Origin of the sequence: Actinosynnema pretiosum (assembly GCF_002354875.1) — a bacterium.
GTDB lineage: Bacteria > Actinomycetota > Actinomycetes > Mycobacteriales > Pseudonocardiaceae > Actinosynnema > Actinosynnema auranticum.
This window is the reverse complement of the sequence record NZ_CP023445.1, coordinates 929,678-954,166: the sequence shown is the minus strand read 5'-3', so window position 1 is coordinate 954,166 and position 24,489 is coordinate 929,678. Positions and strand designations below refer to the sequence as shown.

The 24,489-nt window shown below is 75.6% G+C and carries 19 protein-coding genes, 1 other RNA gene and 1 pseudogene; 8 read left to right on the top strand and 13 right to left on the bottom strand.

What is annotated here, in order from left to right; all coding sequences use genetic code 11:
- The 5 genes from CNX65_RS04385 to CNX65_RS04365 are packed head-to-tail and all read right to left on the bottom strand — an operon-like array spanning position 1 to position 6,204.
- Positions 1-639: a hypothetical protein gene (locus CNX65_RS04385; RefSeq protein WP_096491618.1), complete on the bottom strand. Its 639-nt coding sequence runs from the start codon at positions 637-639 to the stop codon at positions 1-3.
- Complete coding sequence (locus CNX65_RS04380) at positions 639-2,564, bottom strand: hypothetical protein (protein ID WP_096491617.1); 1,926 nt, start codon at positions 2,562-2,564, stop codon at positions 639-641. Before CNX65_RS04380 ends, CNX65_RS04385 begins: the two co-directional genes overlap by 1 nt.
- Complete coding sequence (locus CNX65_RS04375; protein WP_096491616.1) at positions 2,561-5,443, bottom strand: ATP-binding protein; 2,883 nt, start codon at positions 5,441-5,443, stop codon at positions 2,561-2,563. Before CNX65_RS04375 ends, CNX65_RS04380 begins: the two co-directional genes overlap by 4 nt.
- On the bottom strand, positions 5,424-5,924 hold the full coding sequence (locus CNX65_RS04370; protein WP_177154500.1) for a hypothetical protein: 501 nt from the start codon (positions 5,922-5,924) through the stop codon (positions 5,424-5,426). The genes CNX65_RS04375 and CNX65_RS04370 overlap by 20 nt, the downstream gene beginning before the upstream one ends.
- 4 nt (positions 5,925-5,928) lie before the next feature.
- Positions 5,929-6,204, bottom strand: coding sequence for a hypothetical protein (locus tag CNX65_RS04365; protein WP_012783507.1), 276 nt, complete (start codon positions 6,202-6,204; stop codon positions 5,929-5,931).
- Positions 6,205-6,593: 389 nt separating this feature from the next.
- Here CNX65_RS04365 and CNX65_RS04360 point away from each other — a divergent pair, with 389 nt between their 5' ends.
- A complete protein-coding gene (locus CNX65_RS04360) occupies positions 6,594-7,064 on the top strand; it encodes a hypothetical protein (RefSeq protein WP_096491615.1) in 471 nt (156 codons plus the stop codon).
- Between the two features lie 327 nt (positions 7,065-7,391).
- Here CNX65_RS04360 and rnpB read toward each other — a convergent pair.
- An RNA gene (gene rnpB, locus CNX65_RS04355) (RNase P RNA component class A) lies at positions 7,392-7,794 on the bottom strand.
- A 267-nt stretch (positions 7,795-8,061) separates the two neighbouring features.
- On the opposite strand from rnpB, the gene CNX65_RS04350 reads away from it, so the two are divergent.
- Positions 8,062-8,610 (top strand): NAD(P)H-dependent oxidoreductase, encoded by a 549-nt coding sequence (locus tag CNX65_RS04350; RefSeq protein ID WP_096491614.1) that lies wholly within the window; start codon positions 8,062-8,064, stop codon positions 8,608-8,610.
- Positions 8,611-8,743: 133 nt separating this feature from the next.
- On the opposite strand, the gene CNX65_RS04345 is transcribed toward CNX65_RS04350, so the two are convergent.
- The 6 genes and pseudogenes from CNX65_RS04345 to CNX65_RS37710 form a co-directional block, all read right to left on the bottom strand.
- Entirely contained in the window at positions 8,744-9,922 is a 1,179-nt protein-coding gene (locus CNX65_RS04345; RefSeq protein ID WP_198320586.1) for a bifunctional RNase H/acid phosphatase, read from the bottom strand.
- 2 nt (positions 9,923-9,924) lie between these two features.
- Positions 9,925-10,662: a zinc ribbon domain-containing protein gene (locus tag CNX65_RS04340; RefSeq protein ID WP_096491612.1), complete on the bottom strand. Its 738-nt coding sequence runs from the start codon at positions 10,660-10,662 to the stop codon at positions 9,925-9,927.
- Position 10,663: 1 nt separating this feature from the next.
- The gene (locus tag CNX65_RS04335; protein WP_096491611.1) at positions 10,664-11,806 is read right to left on the bottom strand and encodes a Nif3-like dinuclear metal center hexameric protein; all 1,143 of its coding nucleotides are present in this window, start codon (positions 11,804-11,806) and stop codon (positions 10,664-10,666) included.
- A pseudogene (gene cobC, locus CNX65_RS04330) lies at positions 11,803-12,864 on the bottom strand (Rv2231c family pyridoxal phosphate-dependent protein CobC); the annotation flags it as partial. The pseudogene cobC and the gene CNX65_RS04335, both read right to left, overlap by 4 nt.
- A 67-nt stretch (positions 12,865-12,931) precedes the next feature.
- Entirely contained in the window at positions 12,932-13,054 is a 123-nt protein-coding gene (locus CNX65_RS37715; RefSeq protein ID WP_256373725.1) for a hypothetical protein, read from the bottom strand.
- Between the two features lie 223 nt (positions 13,055-13,277).
- A complete protein-coding gene (locus tag CNX65_RS37710; RefSeq protein ID WP_096491609.1) occupies positions 13,278-13,934 on the bottom strand; it encodes an HNH endonuclease in 657 nt (218 codons plus the stop codon).
- A gap of 195 nt (positions 13,935-14,129) precedes the next feature.
- On the opposite strand from CNX65_RS37710, the gene CNX65_RS04320 reads away from it, so the two are divergent.
- From CNX65_RS04320 to CNX65_RS04310, 3 genes are all read left to right on the top strand, one after another.
- Positions 14,130-14,588, top strand: a complete 459-nt coding sequence (locus CNX65_RS04320; RefSeq protein ID WP_096491608.1) for a low molecular weight protein-tyrosine-phosphatase — start codon at positions 14,130-14,132, stop codon at positions 14,586-14,588.
- Positions 14,585-15,442 (top strand): fructosamine kinase family protein, encoded by an 858-nt coding sequence (locus tag CNX65_RS04315; RefSeq protein WP_096491607.1) that lies wholly within the window; start codon positions 14,585-14,587, stop codon positions 15,440-15,442. Before CNX65_RS04320 ends, CNX65_RS04315 begins: the two co-directional genes overlap by 4 nt.
- A 150-nt stretch (positions 15,443-15,592) precedes the next feature.
- Complete coding sequence (locus tag CNX65_RS04310) at positions 15,593-16,471, top strand: SURF1 family cytochrome oxidase biogenesis protein (protein ID WP_232519698.1); 879 nt, start codon at positions 15,593-15,595, stop codon at positions 16,469-16,471.
- Positions 16,472-16,497: 26 nt separating this feature from the next.
- On the opposite strand, the gene CNX65_RS04305 is transcribed toward CNX65_RS04310, so the two are convergent.
- Positions 16,498-17,445 carry a cobalamin biosynthesis protein gene (locus tag CNX65_RS04305; protein WP_096491605.1) on the bottom strand — a complete coding sequence of 316 codons (948 nt, stop codon included), beginning with the start codon at positions 17,443-17,445 and terminating at the stop codon, positions 16,498-16,500.
- Positions 17,446-17,692: 247 nt separating this feature from the next.
- Between CNX65_RS04305 and CNX65_RS04300 the strand changes: the two genes are divergently transcribed.
- From CNX65_RS04300 to CNX65_RS04290, 3 genes are read left to right on the top strand one after another with little or no spacing between them, the layout of a single operon-like run.
- A complete protein-coding gene (locus CNX65_RS04300; RefSeq protein WP_096491604.1) occupies positions 17,693-19,171 on the top strand; it encodes a DUF2397 domain-containing protein in 1,479 nt (492 codons plus the stop codon).
- Between the two features lie 2 nt (positions 19,172-19,173).
- Complete coding sequence (locus CNX65_RS04295; RefSeq protein WP_096491603.1) at positions 19,174-20,343, top strand: TIGR02678 family protein; 1,170 nt, start codon at positions 19,174-19,176, stop codon at positions 20,341-20,343.
- Complete coding sequence (locus CNX65_RS04290) at positions 20,340-24,431, top strand: TIGR02680 family protein (protein WP_096491602.1); 4,092 nt, start codon at positions 20,340-20,342, stop codon at positions 24,429-24,431. The genes CNX65_RS04295 and CNX65_RS04290 overlap by 4 nt, the downstream gene beginning before the upstream one ends.
- Positions 24,432-24,489: the final 58 nt, after the last annotated feature.

The following is a 24,489-nucleotide window of genomic DNA, read 5'->3' as shown; positions in this document are numbered from 1 at the left end:
TCACCCCACCTTGTCGTACTTGTGCACTCGCCAGCCAGCGGGATCGGGGAACTTGACCACAGTGATCACCATCTTCCCGGTTTCCACCTCCGCCTCGAACTCCGCGGACGCGCTGCCTGCGGAGATCCGCTTCACCTCGCCCTTGATCACGACCGGCACCAGGGCGGGGTCGACCGACCTCAGGTTGGGCAGCAGCTCCTCGGAGGTGAACGGCTCCAACCCCTTGAGCCACTTCTCGTTCGTCGTGCCCGCCGGGTGGTCGGCCCACTTGTCGAGCCAGGACTCGACGACCAGCTGCGCCTCGGCGGGCACCACCACGTCGCTGCCGGTCGTCGTGGGCGACGGCCGGGTGGGCGCGGGCTCCTTGGTCTGCGGCGGGGCCGTGGTGGAGGTGGGCAGCACGCCGATCTGGGTGCCCTGGCCGGGCTGCCCGCCCACCGAGGTGCTCAGCGGCGGGGCGTCACCGCCCTGGCGGGCCTGCGCGCCCCGCTCGGTGAGCTGGGGCACCAGCACGCTGGCCGCGACCACCAGCGCGGCGAAGCCGACGACGGTCATGGCGAGGTGGTTGGGCGAGCGCAGCGGCCAGCCCCAGAGCCTGCGGTAGACCGCGGCGCGCCCGCGGTTCGTCCTGATCGGCATCAGCCATCCCTGACTTCCAGGCCGCGCGACGGCCGGTAGATCACGTGCACCTGCCTGCCCGCGACGACCTCGGTCTCGGCCGCGCGCGGGTTGCTGATCGGGCCGGGGTCCAGGCGCGTGGCGTAGGTGGTCGACCGGGACGGCACGAGCACCGCGTCGTCGACCCGGTCCCAGCCCCGGTCGGCGACCGGCGGGGTGTCCACGACCCGCGACGCGCGCCCGACGGGCAGCGCGGCCTGACCGCCGCCCGAGGGCAGCGCGGGCTGGGCGCGGGAGGGCAGCTCGTTCTGGCCGCTGTAGCCCGAGGAGCCGTACCCGCCGGAGCCGTGACCGCCCGAGCCGTCGCGGTCGAGCCGCTGGGCGGTGGCGCTGACCACGGCCGGGTTGGCCGCCTCGGGGCGCACCCGCTGGGCGCCGCGCCGCGGGACCTCGGGACCGTCGTCGTCGCCGTCCCTGACGTGCTCCCAGAACTCCTCCTGGGGCGTCGGGCCGGTGTCCTTGCGCTTGCCGAGCCGGGAGAACACGCCGCCCTTCATCGGCAGCGCGCTGCCCGCCGTGCCCACCGACATCTCGACCATCTGCCACATGCGGCCCAGCGGTTTGCCGATCATGAAGCAGACCACGGTGAGCATCAGGCCGAGCATGGTGCGGGTCAGCAGCGACAGCCCGGAGGCGTTGAAGATCGCCTGGAGCAGCAGGGCGTGGGTGCCCGCCAGCACCGCCAGGATCAGCACGTTGAACACGGTCACGGCGGCGGCGCGGGCGACCTTGCGCAGCAGCTCGTGGTGCAGCAGCGCGACCAGGCCGATCAGCGGACCGGCGAGGGTGAGGATGCGCAGCAGCAGCTGGGCCAGCAGCACCGCGGCCTTCGCGAACAGCTGGAACAGCGAGAACGCGACCGCCTGGAGCAGCGACAGGAACCCCGCCCCGGTGCGACCGCCGTCCGCGCCGGAGAAGTAGCCCTGGGTCGGGCCGAGCTCGGTGTAGACCGCCTTGAAGTCGTTCTTCTTGGCGTCGAGCGCGGCCTGGTCGCCGTCCTTCTGCTCGGCCATCTCGTCCAGGTTCCACGCCTGGGCGGCCAGCAGCCTGGGTCCGAACTCGGCGGCCTGCGGCGCGTCGGGCGTGCCGAACTCGCCGCGCAGCCAGGTCTGGTAGACCACCGCGTCGTGCAGCCGGGACGGCAGGACGTGCAGCGCGTCGTCCTTCTCCGGGGCCTCCAGGAAGCCCGCTTGGATCTCGGAGGTCTTGGTGACGAGCGTGCCGTCGAGGAACGTGTAGAACTGCGGCAGCGCCAGTGTCGACGTGGCCAGCCACATGGCGGCCAGCGCCCAGAGCCCGCGCTTGGAGATCGCGGCGAGGTCGCCCTGCCAGATCTGCCGGAACATCAGCACCGCGAGGACCAGCGCGACCAGGCCGAACCAGCGCAGGTAGACGTTGTCGTAGACGCGCTGCACGCCCGCCTCGACCGCCTCGTCCAGCGGCACCAGCAGGCCCCGGCCCATCACCGTGTAGTGCAGCGCGTTGGTGGCGCCCACGATGTTCTTGCCGATGTTGAACAGCTCGTTGCCCATCCAGGTGTCGATCACCGCGCCGGAGTCGGGCACCACCGTGCAGTTGGTCTGGTAGGTGTGCCAGACCATGCCCGCGTAGCTGTACCGGTCGTACGGCGTGTCGGGCAGGCCGTTGCCGAGCGGCGGGTCGATCGCGCCGACCATGCCGGAGCCGGGCCGCTCCGGGTTGGGCGCCTCACCGCAGTTCGCCGCGCTCGCGGCGGGCGCGCCGATCACGACCTGCAGGCCGACCAGCGCGACCACCACCGCCATGGCGCGCCAGCGGCCCCGAGCGGCCGGTCCTGAGGTGCGCGCGTTCCGCCGCCAAGCCCACAGCGCGACGGACAGCGCGGCCACGAGCGAGAGCAGCGTCATGCCGCACCTTCCCGACCGCCTCGGCGGTTTCCTCCCTCACCGTGGGCGGAGTCGACCAGGTCGTCGGCGAGCCCGACCTCCAGGTCGGCCGCCAACTCGTCGTCGTAGTCCTCGTCGGAGTAGGCGCTGTCGGGGTACCCGTCGCCGACGGCGAGCGGGTCCTGGGCCGGGAGCACCGCCTGCGCCTCGGCCGCGGCGGCGCTCTCGCGCAGCGCGTCCGGCGTGGTGTCCAGGGACTGGCGCAGGTGCTCCAGGTGCGGACCGGAGAAGTCGATCTTGATCCGCTCCACGCCGCCCGCGCCGTCCGCGAAGATGAACTGGCGCGGCGCCCGGTCCCGCTCGGTGGCGTTGCGCGCCCCGCCCGGCCTGCGGCCCAGGCTCGCCACGACCTGCTCGTAGCCCACGCCCACCGGCACCTTGAGCAGCCGCAGCGCGTCCGCCTGCGCCTGGTCGTCGTCCAGCCGCCCGACGAACACCGAGTCCAGCAGGGCCACGAAGCCCTGGATCTTGAGGAAGTCGGCCGGGATCTGGCTGGACAGCAGCACGCGCACGTTCCACTTGCGCGAGTCGCGGGCGAACCGGTTCATCAGCACCCGGCCGGTCGGCACCTCGGACAGGAAGAACGCCTCGTCGATCCAGACGCCCTTGCGCAGGTCCTTGGGCCGCTCGTAGATGGAGCGCTGGGTGAGCCAGGCGGCCAGGTTCAGCATCTCCACGCCGAGCGCCTCGGCGTCGGTCCAGTGCTCGCGGCCGACGCCGTCCTTCGGCAGGTTCAGCCCCGCCATGGTGAGCACGGTCAGCCGGTCGTCGCGCTGGTCGCGGTACGGGTCGTCGTCGTCCTCGGGGATGAGCAGCGACATGCGCTCGCGCAGCTCGTCCAGGAAGTCCGCGACCACCACGGCGTGCTCGTGGTGCTCGGAGGCGTCGCGGCGCAGCGCCTCGAACACCTGGCCGGGGTGCGCGTCGGGGCGACCGCCGACGGTGCGGACCGCGCGCAGCAGCACGATCCTGGTCTGCGGCAGCCGGGCCACCTCGTAGGGCAGCAGGCCGCTCAGCGCGTCCAGCACCAGGCGGCGGCGGGTGGCCGCGGCCAGCGCGCGCTCGCGCCGCCACGCCCGCTCCGGGTCGTCCTCGTCCATGAAGTGCTCGAGCTGCGGCTCCGCGACCACCCGGTAGGGGTTGAGGATGCCGGGCTGGGCGTTGAGGAGGTTGATCGGACGGGCGTAGGGGCGCAGCTCGGGCAGCTCGCACAGCGCGGCCAGCGGGCCGGACGGGTCGAGCAGCGTCCAGTGCGCGCCGGAGCGCAGCGTCTTGTAGACGATGCCGCCGCCGAGGAACGACTTGCCCGCGCCGAGGCCCGCGACCAGCGCGCTCAGGCCGGACGAGTCGCGCAGCTCCTGCGCCATCCACGGGTCCCACGCCACCGGGCGGCGGGTCGCGGTGACCGTCTCGCCCAGCAGGATGCCGCGCCGGTCGCCGACCTCGGCGGTGGCCGTCGGCACCGAGGACGCCGCCCACAGCACCGAGCCGCGCCGCAGGTACGCCGAGGACGACAGCGCCTCGCCGGGGATGAACTCCCTGGCCAGCGCGTACTGCGCCTCGGGGTGCTCGATGGCGACCTTGGGCTTGTACAGGTCGAGCAGGGCCTGGGCCAGGCGCAGCGCCTCGCGCTCGTTCGGCCCGGACACCGCCAGGCGCCACCACGAGCGCACGCGGGTGCCCAGCGAGGTGAAGCCCGACGTCATCTCGTCGTCGATCTCCAGCACCCGGCCCGCCTGGCGGGACAGCGACTGGGGCGGCTCCAGCTCGTGCTCGTCGGTGTAGTGCCGCACCTGCGAGCGGACCTTGTTCATCTGCCGCTGCAGCTCGCCCGCGACCTCCTCGGGGCGGCGCACGTAGATCCGGGCCGACCACTCCACGGAGGCGGGCAGCCGGTCGGCGCGCTGCACCCACGGGTCGTCGATCTCGGGGATCTGCAGGCCGTGCATCAGGCCGACGGTGAGCACGGCGACGTTGCGCCGGATGCCCGCGTTGGAGCCGGTGCGCCCGCGCACGGTGACCGTGGGCGAGTAGGGCTCCTGGTGGAAGTCGGCGGCGTCGGTGAAGCTGGCCAGGTCCTCCGGCTCCCACGGCGCGCCCGGCACCGCGGGCAGGTTGCGCGGGGCGGGCAGGCCCAGCGAGCAGGACCGGTGCATCAGCCAGGACATCTCCTCGGCGGTGACCGGGCGGCCCTCGAGGCCGGCGGAGCCGATGACCTGGTCGAGGTGGTCGACCTCGGACTCGATGGCGACCAGCTCGGCGTCCACCGCGTCCGGGAAGACCCGGCGCAGCACGGGGGCGGCGCGCTCGACGGCGCGGTCCATCATGTTGCGGGTCTGGACCTGGACGCCGAGGTACACCTCCTTCTCCGCCATGGAGCGGCCCATCAGCTGCTGCTGCTCGCCGACCATGTAGTCGTCGAAGCTGAGCGCGCCGGGGGTGTCCGGGAGCCGCCGAACGGCGTTGTGGACGTGCGCCTCGGCCCACATCCTGATGGGGTAGGGGCGGGTCGTCACGCGCAGGTGCATCCAGCGGCCCTGCAGCTCGGCGTACTGCCCGGCGATCGCGGCGATGAGGTCCTGGCGCTGCGAGTCGGAGCGGAACGACCAGCGCTGCGGCGCGAGCTTGTACCAGGCGTACACCTCCTGGCCGGTGCGCAGCAGGTGCCCGTCGATCGTCCGGGCGGCGATGGACGGGGTGTAGCTGGGGATCACCTGCTCGCCGGTCAGGCGGCGCGCGCGCTTGCCGCTGGACGACTGGCCGCGGGTGTCGCCCGGCGCGGCGTGCTGGGCGACGTGCGGCGCGTTGCGGCGGTCCCGGTCACGCCGGCGTCCGAACACCGCGAACCTCCTTCTTACGGCGTTGCTGGCGGCGGTCCTGCTGCTGGCGGCGCTTCTGCTGCTCCTGGGCGCGGCGGCGCTGCTCGCGCTCGGCGCGCTTGACGCCCTTCGGGCGCTTGCGCGGTCGCTCGCGGGACACCCTGAGGCGGGCGGCGCTGGCCGCGCCGCCCGCCCCGGAGGTCCGCTCGCGGGGCGCGGTCAGCTCCCGGCTCAGCATGGTCATCGCGGCCGACAGCGGGCGCTCGTGGTTGATCCGCGAGGTGATGAACCTCGTGATGAGCACGGTGCCGATCAGCGCCCACGCCGTGCTGAAGAACCCGAAGCCGATGCCGACCTGCCGCTCGACGGTCAGCACCAGCAGGAAGACCGCGATCCCGACGCCCCAGGCCACGTAGCGCGCGCGCCACGGGAAGGTCGCCTTGGGCGGGCCGAGCCAGACGGCGTCGACCCGGTAGACCTCGTCGTCAGTGCGTACCCGCACCTGGTCACCCGCCGGTGAACAGGCCGGCGATCCACGAGCCGATGTCGGCGCCCGCGTTCGTCGTCACGGCCAGTCCGATTATGGCCAGCGCGATGATCACCCCGCCGAGCCTCCGCATGACCCCGGCGTTGTCGCCCTTGCCGCCGCCGAGCCACAGCAGCAGGACGGCGACGGTGAGCAGGAGGAGGGGCACGAGGTTGTCGAGAATCCACTGCCGCACGCCTGTCGTGCCCAGCGAGGGGGCTTGCTGCGCGAGTGTTACCAGGGACATGGCGGTCATCTCGTACTCCTGTAGTACGCAGGACTCCACCCGGCGGACCGAGGGGGGTGCGCCGGGGTCGTGCGCTGTCGAGTAGAACACGTCTCGGTCACGAGGCGCACCGGCGTGCTGGCGCTCCGTCGATGATCAAGGCCCGTTCCCTCCGACGTAGATTACGTCTAATCTGACTCACAGCCATAATGGGTCCGAGTCGAGCGGCGGAGAACCGGCTAGCCCGGATTCTCCCGATTGCCGGGACAGTTCACCCGGATGCAGGCACGCAGGTGACGCAACGTGCGCACCGGCGAGGGCTCTTTGGGCTGCTGTTGACGTCGAGTGACCCGTTCGGCAGGGCACGCGCCCCCTGAACGGCCGTGTGGCCCGGATTACCTCGCCGAGGAGGCTCGCAGATGGCCAAGCCGCCCGAAGCCGTGCCCGAGACAGCCGGAAGCGTCGTGGAGATCACCACCGAGGCCGCCGAGGCGATCGCGGTCGGCGTGAACGAGATCACGGTGGGGGCGGGCGCGGCAGCGGCCGGGCAGGCCGCCGAACGGGCGAGCGGCAGAACGGCCGCGGACGAGGTCGAGCGGGAGATCGAGCGCGTCGTCGAGCAGGCCGCCGAGCAGGTGGTCGGGCCGAGCGGGCCGGGGCGGCGGGTGCAGCGGACGGTGAACTTCGACCGGGACGTGCTGGAGCGGGCGCGGGCGGCGGCGACGTACCTGGCGGCGCGGGAACCGGGGTCGGGGGTGCGGAGCCTGGCGGACATCGTGAACCCGGCGGTGGCGGCGTACGTGGCGGAGCTGGAGCGGCGGTACAACGAGGGCGCGGGGTTCCGGCGGGTGTACCGGATGCCGCCGGGGCGGCCTTCGCGGAAGCCTTGAGGAGGCGGGCGTGGGGGGCGGGCGTGGGGGCGGCGGGGGTGGAGGCTGTGGTGGGGCGGGGTTCAGAAACCCTGGCGGGGGCAGCAGGTTCGGCAGAGCCCTGACGAGGGCAGTGGGTTCACCAGTCCCCTGGCAGGAACAGCGAATTCTTGAGGGTCGTGGCGCTCGGCAGGCAGAGCGGTTGCGACTCGTGGGCGGCTCGGTTGTGGCCGTGGCGGCTTTTTACGAGCAGCGGTGCGGGTGTGCGGTGGCGTCGCGTTTGCTGTGCTCCTCGTCCCTGTTCGGGACGAGACAGCGCCTTTCCGGCCCCTGGGGGCCGGAAAGGCGCGGAAGAGCCGGCTTGTAAGCCGGATCCTGTCCACGGGCGCCTCTCGGCGCACCGCTGGGCGGTCATCCATCTAGGCCCGACGTCGCCGCCGGGCTCGTGCGGCCTACCCGCAGGCTCGGGCGGGCAGCCCTCGAACGCCTGCGCAGGCGCCCCCTGGGGGACGCCCTCTTGGCCTTGCTCCGGGTGGGGTTTGCCTAGCCGCCCCCGTCACCGGGGGCGCTGGTGGTCTCTTACACCACCGTTTCACCCTTACCGCCGGCGCGAGCGCCGGTGGCGGTCTGTTCTCTGTGGCACTGTCCCGAAGGTCGCCCCTGGTTGCCGTTAGCAACCACCCTGCCCTGTGGAGTCCGGACTTTCCTCGGCGGCGGGTGACCCCGCCGACGCGACCGCCCTGCCGACTCGTCCGCGCCGCCCAGGGTACAGGGCTCGCCGTCCCGCCCCGTGGAACCCCCGCGGGGCGCCCGGTTGTCCGATCCGCCCGGTGCTGCTCTACTCGGTGCCGTGACCGGGAGCACGCTGCTCACCCGGCGGCGCCACGTCGACTTCTGCCGCACCGGCGCCGCGATCTGTTGCCGCTGACGGATTTCACCTCGCGGTCAGAGCTTTCCCCGTCGCCACACCCCCGGCAACCCCCCGGTCTTCCCCTCCTGCGGAGAGGTGCGTCCCGTCGTGTCCAGTGTGCTCGTGGTGTCCGGAAGCCCGTCCCCCGGTTCGCGGACCGGGGCGGTGGTGTCGCTGGTGGAGCAGGCGCTCGCGTCCTGCGGGTGCGAGGTGCGGTCGCTGCACGTGCGGCGGCTGCCCGTGCTCTCGCTGATCACCGAGGACCTGCGGGACCCGGTGATCTCCGACGCGGTCGGGGCGGTGCTGCGCGCGGACGGGGTGGTGGTCGCCTCGCCGGTGTACCGGGCCGCGCACAGCGGGCTGGTGAAGGCGCTGGTGGACCTGCTGCCGGAGAAGGCGCTGCGCGGGCGGCCGGTGCTGCCGGTCGCCAACGGCGGCGCGCAGGGCAACCTGGTCGCGATGGACTACGCGCTGAAGCCGCTGCTCGCGGTGAAGGGCGCGGACTCGGTGCTGGCCGGGGAGTTCGTGCTGGACCAGCACATCCGCGGCGGGTCGGTGGCCGAGGAGCGCGCGGTGGGGCTGCGGCTGGCGGTGCAGCGGTTCGGCGAGGTGGTGCGCAACGCCTCCGGGAACCGGCGGCTGCGGATCGCCGGGTAGCGGCGGGGCTTTCGCGCCCCCGGCCGGGCGGAACCCGGCCGGAAACACCGCTCCGGTCGACGTGAGCCACCGCGCCACCGCACCGGGGGGTTCGGCTCGTGCCACGGCATCGCCCCCCGGTGCGAGGTGTCGCTCAGCCCAGGTGCGAGGTGTCGTTCACCAAGCGGACCGAGGCGTGCCCGTCCGGGTAGAACTCCGCGATCGACAGCGACGCCAGGTCCAGGTGCAGCCGGTAGAGGAGCTCGGGGCCGCTGCCCAGCGCCAGGCGCAGCAGGGTCTTCACCGGTGTCACGTGGCTGACCACGATCACGTCGCGGCCCCCGTGCTCGGCGATCAGCTCTTGCCGGAACCGGTCCACCCTGCGGTGCACGGCGTCGAAGCTCTCGCCGCCGGGCGGGGCGGCGGAGGTGTCGCCGAGCCAGCGGGCGTGCGCCTCGGGGTCGCGCTCGGCGGCCTCGGTGAAGGTCAGCGCCTCCCACTCGCCGAAGTCGACCTCGATCAGGTCCTCGCGCACGTCGACCTCCAGGCCGAGCGCCGAGGCGATCTCCCCCGCCGTCTGCCTGGCGCGCTGGAGCGGGGACGCGACGACGGCGGCGACGCCGTCCAGGGTGGACAGCCTGGCCGCCGCAGCCTTCGCCTGGCCGAGGCCGACCTCGGTGAGCGGCGGGTTGCCGCGACCGGAGTAGCGGCGGGCCACCGACAGCTCGGTCTGCCCGTGCCGCACCAGGTGCAGCCGGGTCGGCCTGCCCTCGGCGCCGGACCAGGACGCCGGGGGCGCGGTCACGTGCGCCGCCGACGCCGGGCGCTCGGTGACGACCGCCCGAGCGGTGGCGGGCGCTTCACCGGAAGCCCCGCCGGGAGCCCCGCCGGAGACCTCGGCGGCTTCCGGGACCGCGCCGATCGCCGGGTCCGGCATGACCTTGCCGTCCATGGCGTCGTTCGCGAGCTTGTCCGCGCGCTTGTTGCGCTCGCGCGGGATCCAGCCGTAGGTGACCGACTCGAAGTCGCCCGCCAGCTCCCTGGCCTCGGCGGCGAGCGGCTTCATGGCCGGGTGCTTGATCTGCCAGCGCCCGGACATCTGCTCCACGACCAGCTTGGAGTCCATCCGCACGTCGACCTCGGTCGCCCCCAGCTCGGCGGCGGCGCGCAGGCCCGCGATCAGGCCCCGGTACTCGGCGACGTTGTTGGTGGCGACGCCGATGGCCTCGAAGCGCTCGGCCAGGACGGTGTCACCGCCCTCGTCGAGCACCACCGCGCCGTAGCCCGCCGGTCCGGGGTTGCCGCGCGAGCCGCCGTCGGCCTCGACGAGCACCCTCACAGACCGGACTCCCCGGTGCGCACCATGATCGCGCCGCACTCCTCGCACTGCACGACGTCGTCGGCGAGCGCCTCCTTGACCTTGGCGATCGCGCTGCGGTCCAGCTCGATGCGGCACGCGCCGCAGCGGCGGGACTGGAGCAGCGCCGCGCCGGTGCCCTTGTGCAGCCGGACCCGGTCGTAGATCGCCAGCAGCGGGGCCTCGAAGGTCGACGCGACGGTCTTGCGCTCGGCGGTGCGCTTGGCCTCGGTGGACTCCAGGTCGGCGAGCGCGGAGTCGCGCCTGCGGGCGGCGTCGGCCAGGGTCTCCTGCGCGGTGGCGAGCTGCGCCGAGGCGTGCTGGCTGTCGGCCTCGACGGCCTCGCGGCGCTCCATCAGCTCCAGCAGGTCGTCCTCCAGCGCGCCGCGCCTGCGGCCGAGCGTCGCCAGCTCGTGCTCCAGGTCGGTGAGCTGCTTGGCGCCGACGCTGCCACCGGCCAGGAGCTTCCGGTCGCGCTCCTCGCGCGAGCGGACCTGGTCGATCTCGGTCTCCTGGCGCTTGACGTCGCGGTCCAGGTCGCCCAGGGTCGTCTCGACCGCGGTGAGCGCGTCCTGCTTGGCGCGCACCTGCTTCTCGGCCTCGGCGATCTCCGCGATCTCCGGCAGCGTGCGGCGGCGGTGCTCGACCCGCGCCAGCTCGGTGTCAACCCGCGCGAGGTCGAGCAGCCTGCGCTGCACAACGGGATCGGCTTTCACTTCAGCGGTCCTCCTGTTCGGGGCTCGTCGCGCCGGTGGTCCAGGGGTCGGTCCGTCGGGTCGAGACGAGGGTTTCGACCGTACCGCCGAAGGCGGCGCGCACGATGTCGGCCGCCTGCGCGCACCACGGCCATTCGCTGGCCCAGTGGGCGACGTCGACGAGGGCGGGCCCGCCCGCGTCCAGGTGCTCGCGGGCGGGGTGGTGCCGCAGGTCGGCGGTGACGTAGGCGTCCACGCCCGCGCGCGTCGCGGCGGACAGGTGGCTGTCGCCCGCGCCGCCGCAGACCGCGACGGTGCTGATCACCCGATCCGGGTCGCCCGCCGAGCGCACGCCCCACGCGGTGGCGGGGAGGGCGGCGGCGACGCGGCGGGTGAACGCGCTCAGCGGCTCGGGCTCCGGGAGCACGCCGATCCGGCCGATGCCGGTGTCGGCGGGCAGCTCCGGGATCTCGTTGAGGTTGAAGGCGACTTCCTCGTACGGGTGCGCGGCGCGCAGTGCCCGCACGACGTCGGCGCGGCGCCCGCGCGGCAGCACGAGTTCGAGCCGGGTCTCCGGCAGCCGCTCCAGCTCGCCGACCACGCCGATCGCCGGGTTCGCGCCGTCGACCGGGCGGAACTGGCCGGTGCCGTCGACGCTCCAGGCGACCTCGCGGTAGTCGCCGGTGCTGCCCGCGCCCGCGTCGTGCAGCGCGGCCAGGACCTTCGCGGCGTCGGCGACCGGGACGTAGGTGGTGAGCACGTCCAGCGCGCGGGCCGGGGCCGGGTCGAGCGGGCCGGTGACCTCCAGGCCGATGGCGCGGGCCAGCGCGTCGGACACGCCGGGGTTGGCCGCGTCGGCGTTGGTGTGCGCGGTGTACAGGGCCGCGCCCGCGCGGATCAGGCGGTGCACGAGGCGGCCCTTGGGGGTGTCGGCGGGCACGCCGTGGACGCCGCGCAGCAGCAGCGGGTGGTGCGAGACGAGCAGCTGCGCGCCCACCTCGACCGCCTCGTCCACGGTGGACTCGACCGGGTCCACGCAGAACAGCACCCTGCTCACGGGTTCGGAGCGGTCGCCGCACACCAGGCCGACCGCGTCCCAGGACTCGGCGGTGGCGGGCGGGTAGGCCGCCTCCAGCGCGGCGAGCACCTCGCCGAGGGTGGTCATGTCTCCTCCAGTGCGACTCGGAGCGCGTCGGCGAGCAGCGCGGTCTCCTCGGGGGAGCGCACGGCCACGCGGACGTGGTCGGGGGTCAGGCCGGGGAACGTGTCGCCCCGGCGCACGGCGATGCCCTTGTCGCGCAGCGACCGCCGCACGCGCGCGCCGTCCGGGACGCGCAGCAGCAGGAACGGGGCCCTGGGCGGGATCACCAGGTGCTCGGCGAGGGCGGTGGCGGCGTGGGCGGCGCGGGCGGCGGTCAGCTCGGCGAGCGCGGCGGCCTCGGCCAGCGCGGCGGGCTCGCAGCAGGCGGTGATCGCCTCCAGGACGAGGGTGCCCACGGGCCACTGCGGGCGGCGCGCGGCCAGGCGCGCGAGGAGGTCCGGCTCGCCCAGCAGGTAGCCAGCGCGCAGGCCGGCCAGCGCCCAGGTCTTGGTGAGGCTGCGCAGCACGAGCAGGCCGGGCACGTCCGCGGCGGCGGCCAGCGAGCCGCGCTCGCCGGGGACGGCGTCCATGAACGCCTCGTCGACCACGAGGACGCGGCCGGGGCGGGCCAGCGCGCGGAGGGCCTCCGCCGGGTGCAGCGCCGAGGTGGGGTTGGTGGGGTTGCCGACCACGACCAGGTCGGCCTCGTCCGGGACGAGCGCGGGGTCGAGGCGGTAGCCGTCGCGCTCGGCGAGCTGGACGCGGTGGACCGGGACGCCCGCGTCGCGCAGGGCCACCTCGGGCTCGGTGAACGAGGGGTGCACGACGGCGGCGAGCGCCGGGCGCAGCTCCGGCAGCAGGGCGAAGCCCTCGGCGGCGCCGTTGAGCGGCAGGACCTGGTCCGGGGTGCGGCCGTGGCGGGCGGCGGCGGCCTCTCGGGCGGCCAGCTCGTCGGCGCGGGTCGGGTAGGAGCCGAGGTCGGCGAGGCGGGCGGCGAGGCGGGCGGCGAGCCAGTCCGGCGGGGACGGGGCGCGCACGTTGACCGCGAAGTCCACCAGGCCGGGGGCGGCGTCGACGTCCCCGTGGTGGCGCAGCAGCTCGCGCTCGGGGTCCTGGCTGGTCATCGGCGCGAGTTTAGGCGATGGGCGCGCGCGGGCCGGGGCGCGGCGGTCCCGCGCGGCGCCGGACCGGGGCTCGGGGCGGTCGCGGTCAGCCGAGGAAGGAGACCAGGAGCGCGCAGCAGATCAGCGCGAGGCACGCGGCGGAATGCCACCACTGCGGGGCGCGCGCCGCCCTGGGCAGCGTCGCGGGCTGCCGCTCGTCGACCACCACGGTGTGCTCCCCCTCCCCCGCGAACCGGCCTTCATACTACCGCTGATCTGCGGTTTCAGCGTGTGCGAACGATCGCTCGGAAGAAATCACGGAATGCGCCCGCGTCGTCACTTTCGGGAATTGCGGCGGCGTTTTCCGACGGGTCCCGGAATTGCTCTTGGGCCGTTCGGCGGTGTCGCCGCGCGGCTGTTCGGGCATTCCGCGTCCGCTCAGCGCGCGGTGCTCAGTGCGCGATGCGCAGGCACGGGCGGCACAGGACGCGCAGGTTGCCGACCGTGGACGGGCCGCCCTCGGCGAGCGGCACGACGTGGTCGTAGTTGAGGTTCGTGGCGCCGCCGCAGTGCGCGCAGCGGCCCCGGTCGCGCTCGAAGACGGCGCGGCGCACCTCGGCGGGGATGCGCGGGTGGCGGGGGTTGAGCGAGGTCAGCAGCAGGGTGCGCTCGGCCAGCGCCTCGTCCCTGACCCGCTCGGCGACCACGCGGGCCAGCACGTCGGCCGGGCGGTAGCCGCGCGACTCGGCGTAGACGGCGTCCTCGAACCACCACCAGGAGGCCCGGCCGCGCTGCGCGACCTTCACCGGGCGGGTGCGGCGGGCCCGGTCCAGCGCGGCGTGGTCGCGGGCCCGGACGCGGACCGGCGGGCAGCCGGTGGCCAGGAAGAAGCGGCGGGGCAGGAAGAGCAGGCCCCGGTCGGTGAGGAAGCCCGCGTTCGGGTCGGGGCGCAGGGCCCCGCCGCCGTGCGGCGGGCGGCGGGTGAACGCCGGGGTCGGCGGCGGGCGGCGCAGGGCGAGCGAGGTCAGCGCCAGCAGCAGGAGCGCCGCCACGAGGAGGGTCAGCGTCCCCAGCGCGGCGGCGAGCGGGTCTTGCGGGTTCGACGGCATCGGGCCCCCCGCTCTTGATCGTCGTGCGGGGCGGGGGCGGGGTCCAGCGGGTTCACCCGGAGTGCGCAACGGGACCCCGGCGCGCGGCCGGTCTTCTAGGCTGCGACCCCGCAGGCCCCGGCCCCGCAGGCCCCGGCCCCGCAGGCCCCGGCCCCGCAGGCCCCGCTTCCCGTGCGACCGAGTGAGGACTCCCCCATGCTCTCCGTGGTGTTCGTGTGCACCGGCAACATCTGCCGATCCCCCGTGGCGGAGATCGTGCTCAGGGAGCACCTGCGCCGGGCCGGGGTCGAGGGCGTGGTGGTGTCGAGCGCGGGGTTGCAGGGCTACCACGTGGGCGAGCCCGCCGACGCGCGGAGCGCGGCGACGCTGGAGCGGGCCGGGTACCCCACCGAGCACGTGGCCGCGGCGGTCAGCGCCGAGGACCTGGGCGCGGACCTGCTGGTGGCGCTGGACTCCGGGCACGCGCGGGCGCTGCGCGGGATGGTCGCGGACCCGGAGCGGGTGCGGCTGCTGCGGTCGTTCGACCCGGAGGCCGGGTCGGACGAGGTGCCGGACCCGTACTACTCGGGGCGGGCGGCGTTCGCCGAGGTGCTGGGGATGGTCGAGGCCGCGACGCCGGGGCTGCTGCGGTGGGTCCGGGAGCGGCAGCGGTGACCGGGCGCGGCGGCCCGGCGGGGCGCGGGGTGGACCCGGCGGACGTCGCGGCCGGGGTGACCGGGTCGCGGGCGGTCGCGGTGCGGCGGATCGGCGACGCGGTGCACGAGGTCGACCTGGCGGACGGCGACCGGGTCGTGGTGAAGGCGAACCGGGTGGCGCGGGCCGAGGCGGCGGGGCTGGAGTGGCTGGCCGAGCCGGAGGGGCCGCCGGCGCCTGCGGTGCGCGGGTGCTCGGACGAGTGGCTGGTGATCGACCGGGTGGAGCCGGGCAGGCCGTCGCCCGGCGCGGCCGAGGAGTTCGGGGCGCGGCTGGCGGCGCTGCACGCGACGGGCGCGCCCGCGTTCGGCTCGCCGCCGCCCGGCGGTCCGGCGGAGGCGACGATCGGGCAGGCCCCGATGGCGAACGTCGAGGCCGACGCCTGGCCGGGGTGGTTCGCCGAGCACCGGATCGCGCGGTACGCGCGGCTGGCCGTGGACGCCGGGAGCCTGACCGCCGAGGAGGCGGCCGTGGTCGAGTCGGTCCGGGTGCAGGCGCCGCCCGAGCCGCCCGCGCGGCTGCACGGGGACCTGTGGAGCGGGAACGCGCACTGGGCGGCGGACGGGCGGGTGTGGCTGATCGACCCGGCGGCGCACGGCGGGCACCGGGAGAGCGACCTGGCGATGCTGGCCCTGTTCGGCTGCCCGCACCTGGACCGGGTGCTGGCGGCGTACCACGAGGCCGCGCCGCTGGCGGACGGCTGGCGGGAGCGGGCGCCGCTGCACCAGCTGTTCCCACTGCTGGTGCACGTGGTGCTGTTCGGGCGGGCGTACGCGGCGCGGACCGTGGCGGCGGCGCGGTCGGCTCCCCGGTGAGCCGGGGGTCCGCACGCCGGTGACCTGCGGCCCGGTGGTGTGACCGGGCACTCGCCGGGGCCCGCGACACCCCTCCCACCAGCACGACGTCCGGTATGTCCGGTTCACCCCGGCACGGGGTCCGCGCGGGCAGGGATTACCGTGGGTGCCGTGCGGTTGAGGTTTCTGCTGCGGCCCGGTTGGCTCGCGTTGACGGTTGCCGTGTGGGTTTTCGCCGGCGTGTGCATCTGGATGCTCGCGCCATGGCAGTTCGGGCGGGACGACCAGCGCGTGGGTCAGAACACCGCGCTGTCCGAGGCGATGGCCACCGATCCGGTGCCGTTCGCCGAGGTGCTGGACGAGCCCAACGCCGAGCACGAGTGGCGCAGGGTCGTGCTGACCGGCCAGTTCCTGGCGGACTCCGAGGCCGTCGCCCGGCTGCGGACCGTGCAGGGCGAGGCCGCGTACGAGGTGCTCACGCCCTTCCGGACCACCGACGGGCCCGTCGTGCTGGTCGACCGGGGGTACGTGCGGCCCGCCGACGGCATGGGCGTGCCGGACCTGACCACGCCGCCGTCCGAGCGGGTGAGCGTCACCGCGTGGACCCGCGCCGAGGAGCCGGACCTGCGGGACGGGTTCCTGGAGGACGGCGAGCGGCAGGTCTACTCGATCAACACCGCGACCGTCGGGCGCATGGTCGGGCTGGACATCCGGCCCGGCTACTTCCAGCTCGACGTGGACCAGCCGGGGCTGGAGTCGGCGCTGCCGCTGCCCCGCATGGAGGCCGGGCCGTTCTACTCGTACGCGCTGCAGTGGCTGGCGTTCGGGATCATGGCGATCGGCGGGTGGCTGTACTTCACCTGGCGCGAGGCCAAGCCGGGCGGCGCGCTGACCAGGGAGCGCGAGAGGAAGCCGCGCCGCAAGTCCGTGGCCGAGCTGCTGGCCGAGGACGAGGCGGCGGAGAACGGGACCGCCGAGGCCGCGGAGGGCGGCGAGGAGCGCGCGGACGCCGAGCGCGCGAGCGGGCGGCGCGAGAACAGCCCCGCCTGACCGGCGGGGCCCCCAGGGTCCGGGGCTCAACCCCGCCGCTTGCGCCGCACGAGCACCGCGACCAGCGCGGACACCGCCGCCGCGCCCGCGCCGACGACCCTGGACAGCTCCACCGCGCGCGTCACGTGCCCGGCGTCCGGGTTGCGCCCGTGCCCGAGCACCGGCCGGTCCTCCGGCCCGTGCGAGTACACCGTGCGCCCCCCGAGCTGGATCTCCAGCGCCCCGGCGAACGCGGCCTCCACCTGCCCGGCGTTGGGGCTCGGGTGCGCCGCCGCGTCCCGCCGCCACACCTGCCACGCCTCGCCCGCCGAGCCGCCCACGACGGGCGCGCCCACGACGGTGAGCAGCGCGGCCAGCCGGGACGGCAGCAGGTTCGCCAGGTCGTCCAGGCGCGCCGCCGCCCACCCGAAGTTCCGGTAGCGGGCCGAGCGGTGGCCGATCATCGCGTCCAGGGTGTTCACCGCGCGGTAGCCGAGCAGGCCGGGCACGCCCGCGACCGCTCCCCACACCAGCGGCGCGACGACCGCGTCCGAGGTGTTCTCGGCCACCGACTCGACGGTCGCCTTGGCCAGGCCCATCGTGTCCAGCCGCTCGGGGTCGCGCCCGCACAGGTTCGGCAGCCGGTCGCGGGCCGCCACCAGGTCGCCGCCGTCCAGCTCGCGCCCCATGGCGGTGCCCTCGTCGGCCAGCGAGGCCCCGCCCAGCACCACCCAGGTCGCGGCGGCCGTGGTCAGCGCGCGCAGCGCCTCGGACCGCCCGGCCAGCCGCTCGACGGCCGCGCCCGCGAGCACGACCCCGCCGACCAGCACCACCACGTGCGCCGCGCCCGCGCCCTTGTCGTCCCGGTGCAGCCGCTGCTCCAGCGCGCCCGCGACCCGCCCGAACGCCGCGACCGGGTGCCCCCTCCGGGGGTCGCCGAACACCGCGTCCGCCGCGACCCCGAGCGCCAACCCGACCGCACGTCCCAGGCTCATGCCGGCACCGTAGCGCCGACACGCACGGTGTCCACAGGCAGGCGGGGCGTGTCCGGGAGGTGAGCGGACGCCGACACGCACGGTGCAGGGCGACCGCCGTCGCGGCACTCGCGGTGCTGGTCAGCCGACCACGTCCCCCGGACGGCCGCCACGGACGGGGCAACCCGGCGGGCGCGGGCCGAACGGAGCAGCCGACTCGCCCCGCCCGTGCGTGGGCGCCCCCCGCCAAGCCCTAGGGTGGCACCCCGTGGAACCAGCCCGCTTGAAGCTCTACGCCTACCTGGACGCGCGCGAGCACCAGCGCACCTACCTGGCGATCATGCGGCTGTTCACGTCCACGCTGCTCGCCGACCTGTCCGCGGGCGAGGTCGCGGGCGCGCTGGCAGGCGCCGAGCGCGAGGGGCGGGTCGACCACGGCGAGTCGCGCATCGAGAACGTGATCAACCGGCTCAAGCAGCTGGTCGAGTGGGGCAACCTGGTGCAGGGCCGCCGCGAGGTGGTGGCGTCCAGCATCGCCGAGTTCCAGCACGGCAGCGTCCGCTACCAGGTCAGCAAGCTCGCGGTGCGCGTGCAGCGGGACGTGGACGAGCTGCTGCGGGTGCCCGAGGGCGCCCGCGAGGTCTCCCGCGAGCTGCTGCCCGCCGTCGAGCGCGGCCTGGGCCAGCTCGGGCGCACCCTGTCCGAGGCGCTGCTGACCGGCGGGCGCGGCCCGCGCGAGGCGCTCGCCGAGCAGGTCACCACGCTGTTCCTGCAGCACGCCGAGCTGGCCGCGACGGTCCGCGACTTCTACGCCTACCTCGGCCAGGTCGTCACCCGGCACCACCTGGCGGCCGACGAGATCAGCGGCTTCCGGGACCTGCTCGTGGAGTACATCCAGCGGGTGGTGGAGGACGTGCTGCGGCACACCCCGGCGATCGCGGCGGCGCTGGCGGGCCTGGCGGGCGCGCGGCCCGAGCTGCTGCGGCTGCTGGGGGCCTCGGGCCTGGGCGAGCGGGTGGAGCGGGCGCGCGGGCGGTCCGCCGAGGACTGGCGGGAGCTGACCGACTGGTTCGTCGACCGGCCCGGCCGCCCCAGCCAGGTCACCGCGCTGCGCGACGCGACGGCCCGCGCCATCGGCTCGCTGCTGGCCAGCGTGAAGCGGGCGACCTCGGGCGGCGGGCTGCTGCCCGGCCGCAGGGCGGAGCTGCTGAAGCTGGCCGCCTGGTTCGACGGCGGCACCCGCGAGCAGGCGCACGAGCTGTACGCGGCGGCGTTCGGCCTGTACGGGGCGCGGCACCTGTCCCCCGCGCCCGAGCACGACCGCGACGACGAGCGGACCCCGTGGGCCGCCGGTCCCGCCGTGGACGTGCCGGTGAGCGTGCGCAGCCGGTCGGACCGCAGCGCGCGCGGGCGCACCTCGCGCATCCTGGACGACCCGATGACCGAGCAGTCCCTGCTCGCCGAGGCCAGGCACGCGGACGAGCGGCGCGCCGCGTCCGTCGCGGAGCTGGCGGCGGCGGCGCCCCGGCTGGCCGAGGCCGAGCTGTCCGGCGAGGCGCTGGGCGTGCTGTGCGAGCTGCTGACCCTGGCCATGGCGCAGCGCGACAGCGCCGTCGACCCCGGTTCGGCGGCCGACCCGGTGCGCGGGCTGCGGGTGACCGTGGAGCACGTCGCGGGCCGCGCCGCCGTGATCCGCTCGACGGCCGGGACCCTGACCCTGCACGACTCGACCCTGGTGCTGGACTGAGCATGTTCGACGACCTCTCCGAGATCGACTCCGCGATCGTGGTGCGCTGCGCGCGCACCCTGCTGCGACGGCCGCTGCTGCGCGCCGACGGCCCCGACGGCGAGCTGCTGGGCGCGGTGTACCGGCACCGGTTCGCGCTGCAGGACCTGTTCGCGGGCCTGCTGGGCTACCGGCTGGTGGTGGAGCGCCGGTTCGCCCGGCTGTACAAGGCCGGGCCCGGCCACGACGACAGCCGGGGCGCGGGCCTGACGCCGCGCGGCTACGCGTACCTGGCGCTGGTGCTGGCCGTGCTGACCGGCGTCGGCCGCCAGGTGCTGCTGTCGCGGCTGGTCGCCGACGCGCGGGCGGCGGCGGCCGAGGCCGGGATCGCCGTGGTGGACGACGTGGTGGACCGGCGGGCGCTGACCTCGGCGCTGCGGCACCTGGTGGCGCTGGGCGTGCTGCACGAGACCGAGGGCTCGGTGGACGCGCAGGCCGAGGCGCTGATCACCGTGGACACCGACCTGCTGGGGCAGCTGCTGACCGGCCCGGTGGCCGAGGCGGACGGCGCGGGGCGGCTCGTGGAGCTGGCGGCGCGGCCGGGGCCCAGGGGCGTGGAGCACGCGGTGCGGCGCAGGCTCGTGGAGAACCCGGTGGTGCTGTACGCGGACCTGCCGCCGGAGCAGGCGGACTGGTTGCGGCGCAACCAGCGCAAGGAGTCGGCGCTGCTGGAGACCGCGTTCGGGCTGCGCACCGAGTGCCGCGCCGAGGGCGTGCTCGCCGCCGACCCCGAGGACTACCTGACGGACCTGTGCTTCCCCGGCACGTCGACGGTGGCGCGGATCGCGCTGCTGGCGCTGCCGGAGCTGCTGGAGTCGCGGCCGGTGGCGGGCGGGCGGCACCCGGTGGACCCGGCTCGGGCGCGCGAGGTGTGCGCGGAGCTGGTGGCGGACTACCCGGCGGCGTGGTCGAAGCAGTACGTGGAGGACCTGGACGGGCTGACCGCCGAGGTGCTGGAGCTGCTGCGGCGCACCGGGCTGGCCGCGCCGGACGCGGAGGGTCCGGGGTGGACGCTGGCGCCGACCGCGCACCGGTGGGTCCCGGCGCCGGACGGCGCGCCGGAGCGCGAGGTCGAGGTCGTGGCGGCGCCGGAGCCGCAGAGCTGGTCGTTGTTCGATGAGGAGAGCGCGTGAGCGACAGGTGGCGGCTGCACCGCGGCGGGATCGTCAACATCTGGCAGTACGCGGAGCAGGTGTTCGACTTCTCCGGCGGGCGGGCGATCTTCCAGGGCACCAACGGGTCCGGCAAGTCCCGGACGCTGGAGCTGCTGCTGCCGCTGTGCCTGGACGGCGACCTGCGGCAGGTCGGCTCGAAGGGCTTCGACACGGTCAGCCTGCGGCGGCTCATGCTCGACGACTACGACGGCGGGCCGAACCGCATCGGGTACGCGTGGATCGAGCTGCGGCGCGGTGAGGACGAGTACCTGACCTGCGGGTTGGGCGTGAAGGCGTCGAAGACCTCGCAGGCGATCACCGACTCGTGGCGGTTCATCACGCCGCTGCGGGTGGGCAGGCAGCTCCAGCTGGTGGGGGCCGAGCGCACCCCGCTGGGGCCCGCGCACCTGCGGGAGGCCGTCGGCGCGGACTGCGTGCTGGAGGAGGCGGCGTTCCGGGCGCGGGTCGCCGAGGAGGTGTACGGCGTCCCGGCCGCCCGGTACGGGGACCTGCTGCACCTGCAGCGGACGCTGCGCAACCCCGACGTGGGCCTGAAGGTCCTGGAGGGGCAGCTGGAGCAGATCCTGTCGGACGCGCTGCCGCCGCTGGACCAGGCGATGGTGGAGCAGCTGGCGACCTCGTTCGACGACCTGGAGTCGATCCGGGAGAACATCACCCGGCTGTCGACGGCGGACTCGGCGCTGGGGACGTTCCTGAGGACGTACTCGGACTACGCGCTGGGCGGGCTGCGGTCCTCGGCCGAGCGGCTGGGCGCGGCCGAGGACGCGGTGCGCAAGCTGGAGCGGGAGGGCGCGCGGCTGGCGGCGGCGCTGGAGCGGACCCGCGCGGAGCGCGCCGACGCCGAGCGGTCGCAGCGCGACCTGGAGGCCGGGGAGCAGCGGGCCGAGGAGCGGATCGGGGCGCTCAAGGAGCTGCCCGCGTTCCGGGGCCTGGAGGACCTGCGCACCCGCGAGCGGCTGGTGGAGGAGAAGCGGTCGTCGGCCCGCGTCGCGCTGGAGGTGGCGGCGAAGCAGCGGGCGCAGGAGGACGGCGCGGTCGACGGGGTGCTGCGGCTGCTGCGGCGGCTCGCCGAGGACCTGGGGACGGCCCGCGAGCTGGCCGAGCCGCTGCGCGGGCGGCTGCTGGCGGCCGGGCTGGAGCTGGAGCTGCCCCCGGTGCCCTCGGTGGCGTCGGCGGAGCCGGTGGTGCGGGCCGAGTCGGTGCGGGCCAAGCCCGACCCGGAGGCCGAGCCGCAGCCGATCGAGCGGCGGGTGCCGCCCGCGGCGCCGGTGGTGCCGGTGGAGGCGGTGGCGGACCGGGTGGCCGAGGTCGCGGCCGAGGCCGGGCGGCGCGGGGCGCTGGTGCTGGCGCTGCACCAGCGGTCGGTGGAGCTGGACTCGGCGGCGCGCGCCCTGGAGTCGTTGGAGGGCGCGGTCGGCGACGCGGCGCGGGCCGCGTCGGAGGCGGTGGCGCGGCGGGACCGGGAGGCCGGTGAGCTGGCCGGGACCGGGCGCGAGTGGCTGGACGCGGTGGCCGCGTGGCGGGACGCCGAGCCGTTCGCCGGGGTCGCGCTGCGGCTGCCGGAGGCGGTGGACCCGGCACGGGCCCGCGCGCTGGCGGCGAAGGCCCGTGACGGGGCGAGGCCGCTGGTGTCGGCGGCGCGCGAGGCCGAGCGCGGCGCGGCGGACCGGGTGGCCGGGCTGCGGGCGTCGATCGACGAGCGGGACGCGGAGCTGACCGGGCTGCGGGGCGGGTCGGAGCGCGCGCCCGACGCCGCGCGGTTCACCGGCGGCGCGCGGGACGCGGGCGCCGGGGCGCCGTTCTACCGGCTGGTCGACTTCAGGGCCGGGGTGGACGAGGCGGAGCGGGCCGGGCTGGAGGCGTCGCTGGAGGCGTCCGGGCTGCTGGACGCCTGGGTGCCCGGCGACCCCGCGCTCGCGGCGGTGGGCGGGGCGCGCGGCGAGGTGTTCGCGGTGCCGGGCGAGGCGGTGGTCGGGGCGTCGCTGGCCGACGTGCTGGAGCCCGCCGTCGAGCCGGGGTCGCCGGTGTCGGCGGAGCTGGTCGGGGCGCTGCTGGCCTCGGTGTCGCTGGCCTCGGGGTCGTTGGCATCGGGGTCGTTGGCATCGGGGTCGCTGGCCTCGCCGGGTTCCGGCGCTTCCGGGGCGGTCTCGGCGGACGTCGACGGCGGGTGGCGGGCCGGGGTGCTCGTGGGCCGGTGGGGCAAGCCCGCCGCCGAGTTCATCGGCGCGGGCGCGCGGGAGGGCGCGCGGCGGCGGCGGATCGCCGAGCTGGAGGAGCGGCTGGCGGGCCTGCGCGAGGAGCTGGGCGCGGCCGAGGCCGAGGCGGTGGCGGCGCGCGAGCAGGTGCGGCGGTGGGAGTCGCACCTGGAGCGGTTCCCCGCCGACCGGGACCTGGTGGCCAGGCACGGCCGGGTGCAGGCCGCGCAGGAGGGTGCCGAGCGGGCCGGGCGCCGGGTCGGCGAGCTGGAGGAGGAGCTGGGCCGGGCGCGGGCGCGGGACGCGGCGGCGCGGGCCGAGGTGGTGCAGGAGGCGGCGGCGGTCGGGCTGGTCGCCGAGACCGAGGCGCTGCGGCAGGCGCAGCAGGCGGCCTCCGACGCGCAGCGCACCGCCGACCGGCTCGGGGACGTGCTGCGCAGGCAGTGCGGCGGGACGCTGGCGGACCTCGCGGACGCGGCGCACCGGTACCGGGCGGCCGAGCAGGACCGGGTGGCGGCCGAGCAGGACGCCGAGGAGCGGTGCTCGGACTACGCGGCCCAGGCGGCGACGCTGACCGAGCTGGCGGGCGCGGTGGGCGGTGAGGCGCGCGAGGTCGCCGACCAGCTCGCCGCGCTGGAGGCCGGGCGGCGCACGACCCGCGAGGACCTGCGGGAGATGCGGGAGCAGGTCGCGGAGGCGCGGGAGAGGGCGGCGAAGCTGGAGGCCCAGCTGGACGCGTCCGCCGAGCAGCTGGCCGGGGCGCGGGAGGGCGCGGGGCGGGCCGAGGAGCAGTTCCTGGCGGCCGTGCGCGCGCCGGGCGTGCTCGTGGCGGCGCTGCCGGACGCCGGGCCCGAGTGGGAGCCCGCGCGGGTCAGGGAGGCGCTGGCCGGGATCGACCGGCGGGGCGCGGGCGAGGCCACGGTGATCACGAAGTTGCAGGCGTTGCAGACCTCGCTGGCCGGGAGCCACGACATCGCCGCCGAGCAGCACGCCGGGCTGCTGACGGTGACGGTGACCGGCGAGGAGGGCGCGCGGCCGGTGGCGCTGGCGGCGCGGCAGGTGACGGCGAGGCTGGCCGAGCAGCGCGGGTTCCTGGACGAGCGGTACCAGACGATCTTCGCGGACTACCTGATCCGGGACCTGGCGGAGTGGCTGCGCGGGCAGGTCGCGGTGGCCGAGGACCTGTGCAGGCGGATGAACGAGGTGCTCGGGAAGGCGCGGTCCAGCCAGGGCGTGCACGTGAAGCTGGCGTGGAAGCCGTCGGCCGCGCTGGACGAGGGCACGCGGGACGCGCTGGCGCTGGTGCGGCTGCCCTACGCGGAGCGCGACCCGGAGCAGGACGCGACGCTGCGGCGGGTGTTCACCGAGCGGATCGAGCAGGAGCGGGACGCGCACAGCGGCAGCTACGCCGAGGTGCTGTCGCGGGCGCTGGACTACCGGACCTGGCACCAGTTCACGGTGACCGTGGCCGACACCGGCCCGGACGGCGGGCCCCGGGAGCGGCGGCTGCGGCAGCTGTCGTCGGGCGAGACGCGGCTGATCTCGTACGTGACGCTGTTCGCGGCGGGGGCGGCGTTCTACGACGCGGTGAGCGGGGAGTTCTCGCCGCTGCGGCTGGTGCTGCTGGACGAGGCGTTCGAGCGGCTGGACGACCCGACCATCGCGCGGATGCTGGGGCTGCTGGTGGACCTGGACATGGACTGGGTGATCACCTGGCCGTCGGGGTGGGGCGTGTCGGACAAGATCCCGAGGATGCACATCTACGACGTGCTGCGGCCCAAGAACGGGCGCGGGGTGGCCTGCACGCAGACCACCTGGGACGGGGCCGGGCTGGACCGGGTCGACCCGTAGGGGCGTCGCGGGAGACCTAGTGGAGTTGTCCGATGATGTGAGCGGAGTGTTGGCGCAC

Bases quoted from the DNA above. Each gene is read 5' to 3' on its own strand.
- CNX65_RS04385 (WP_096491618.1), bottom strand. From the start codon at position 639: ATGCCGATCAGGACGAACCGCGGGCGCGCCGCGGTCTACCGCAGGCTC.
- CNX65_RS04380 (WP_096491617.1), bottom strand. From the start codon at position 2,564: ATGACGCTGCTCTCGCTCGTGGCCGCGCTGTCCGTCGCGCTGTGGGCT.
- CNX65_RS04365 (WP_012783507.1), bottom strand. From the start codon at position 6,204: ATGACCGCCATGTCCCTGGTAACACTCGCGCAGCAAGCCCCCTCGCTG.
- CNX65_RS04360 (WP_096491615.1), top strand. From the start codon at position 6,594: ATGGCCAAGCCGCCCGAAGCCGTGCCCGAGACAGCCGGAAGCGTCGTG.
- CNX65_RS04335 (WP_096491611.1), bottom strand. From the start codon at position 11,806: ATGACCACCCTCGGCGAGGTGCTCGCCGCGCTGGAGGCGGCCTACCCG.
- CNX65_RS37710 (WP_096491609.1), bottom strand. From the start codon at position 13,934: ATGCCGTCGAACCCGCAAGACCCGCTCGCCGCCGCGCTGGGGACGCTG.
- CNX65_RS04320 (WP_096491608.1), top strand. From the start codon at position 14,130: ATGCTCTCCGTGGTGTTCGTGTGCACCGGCAACATCTGCCGATCCCCC.
- CNX65_RS04305 (WP_096491605.1), bottom strand. From the start codon at position 17,445: ATGAGCCTGGGACGTGCGGTCGGGTTGGCGCTCGGGGTCGCGGCGGAC.
- CNX65_RS04295 (WP_096491603.1), top strand. From the start codon at position 19,174: ATGTTCGACGACCTCTCCGAGATCGACTCCGCGATCGTGGTGCGCTGC.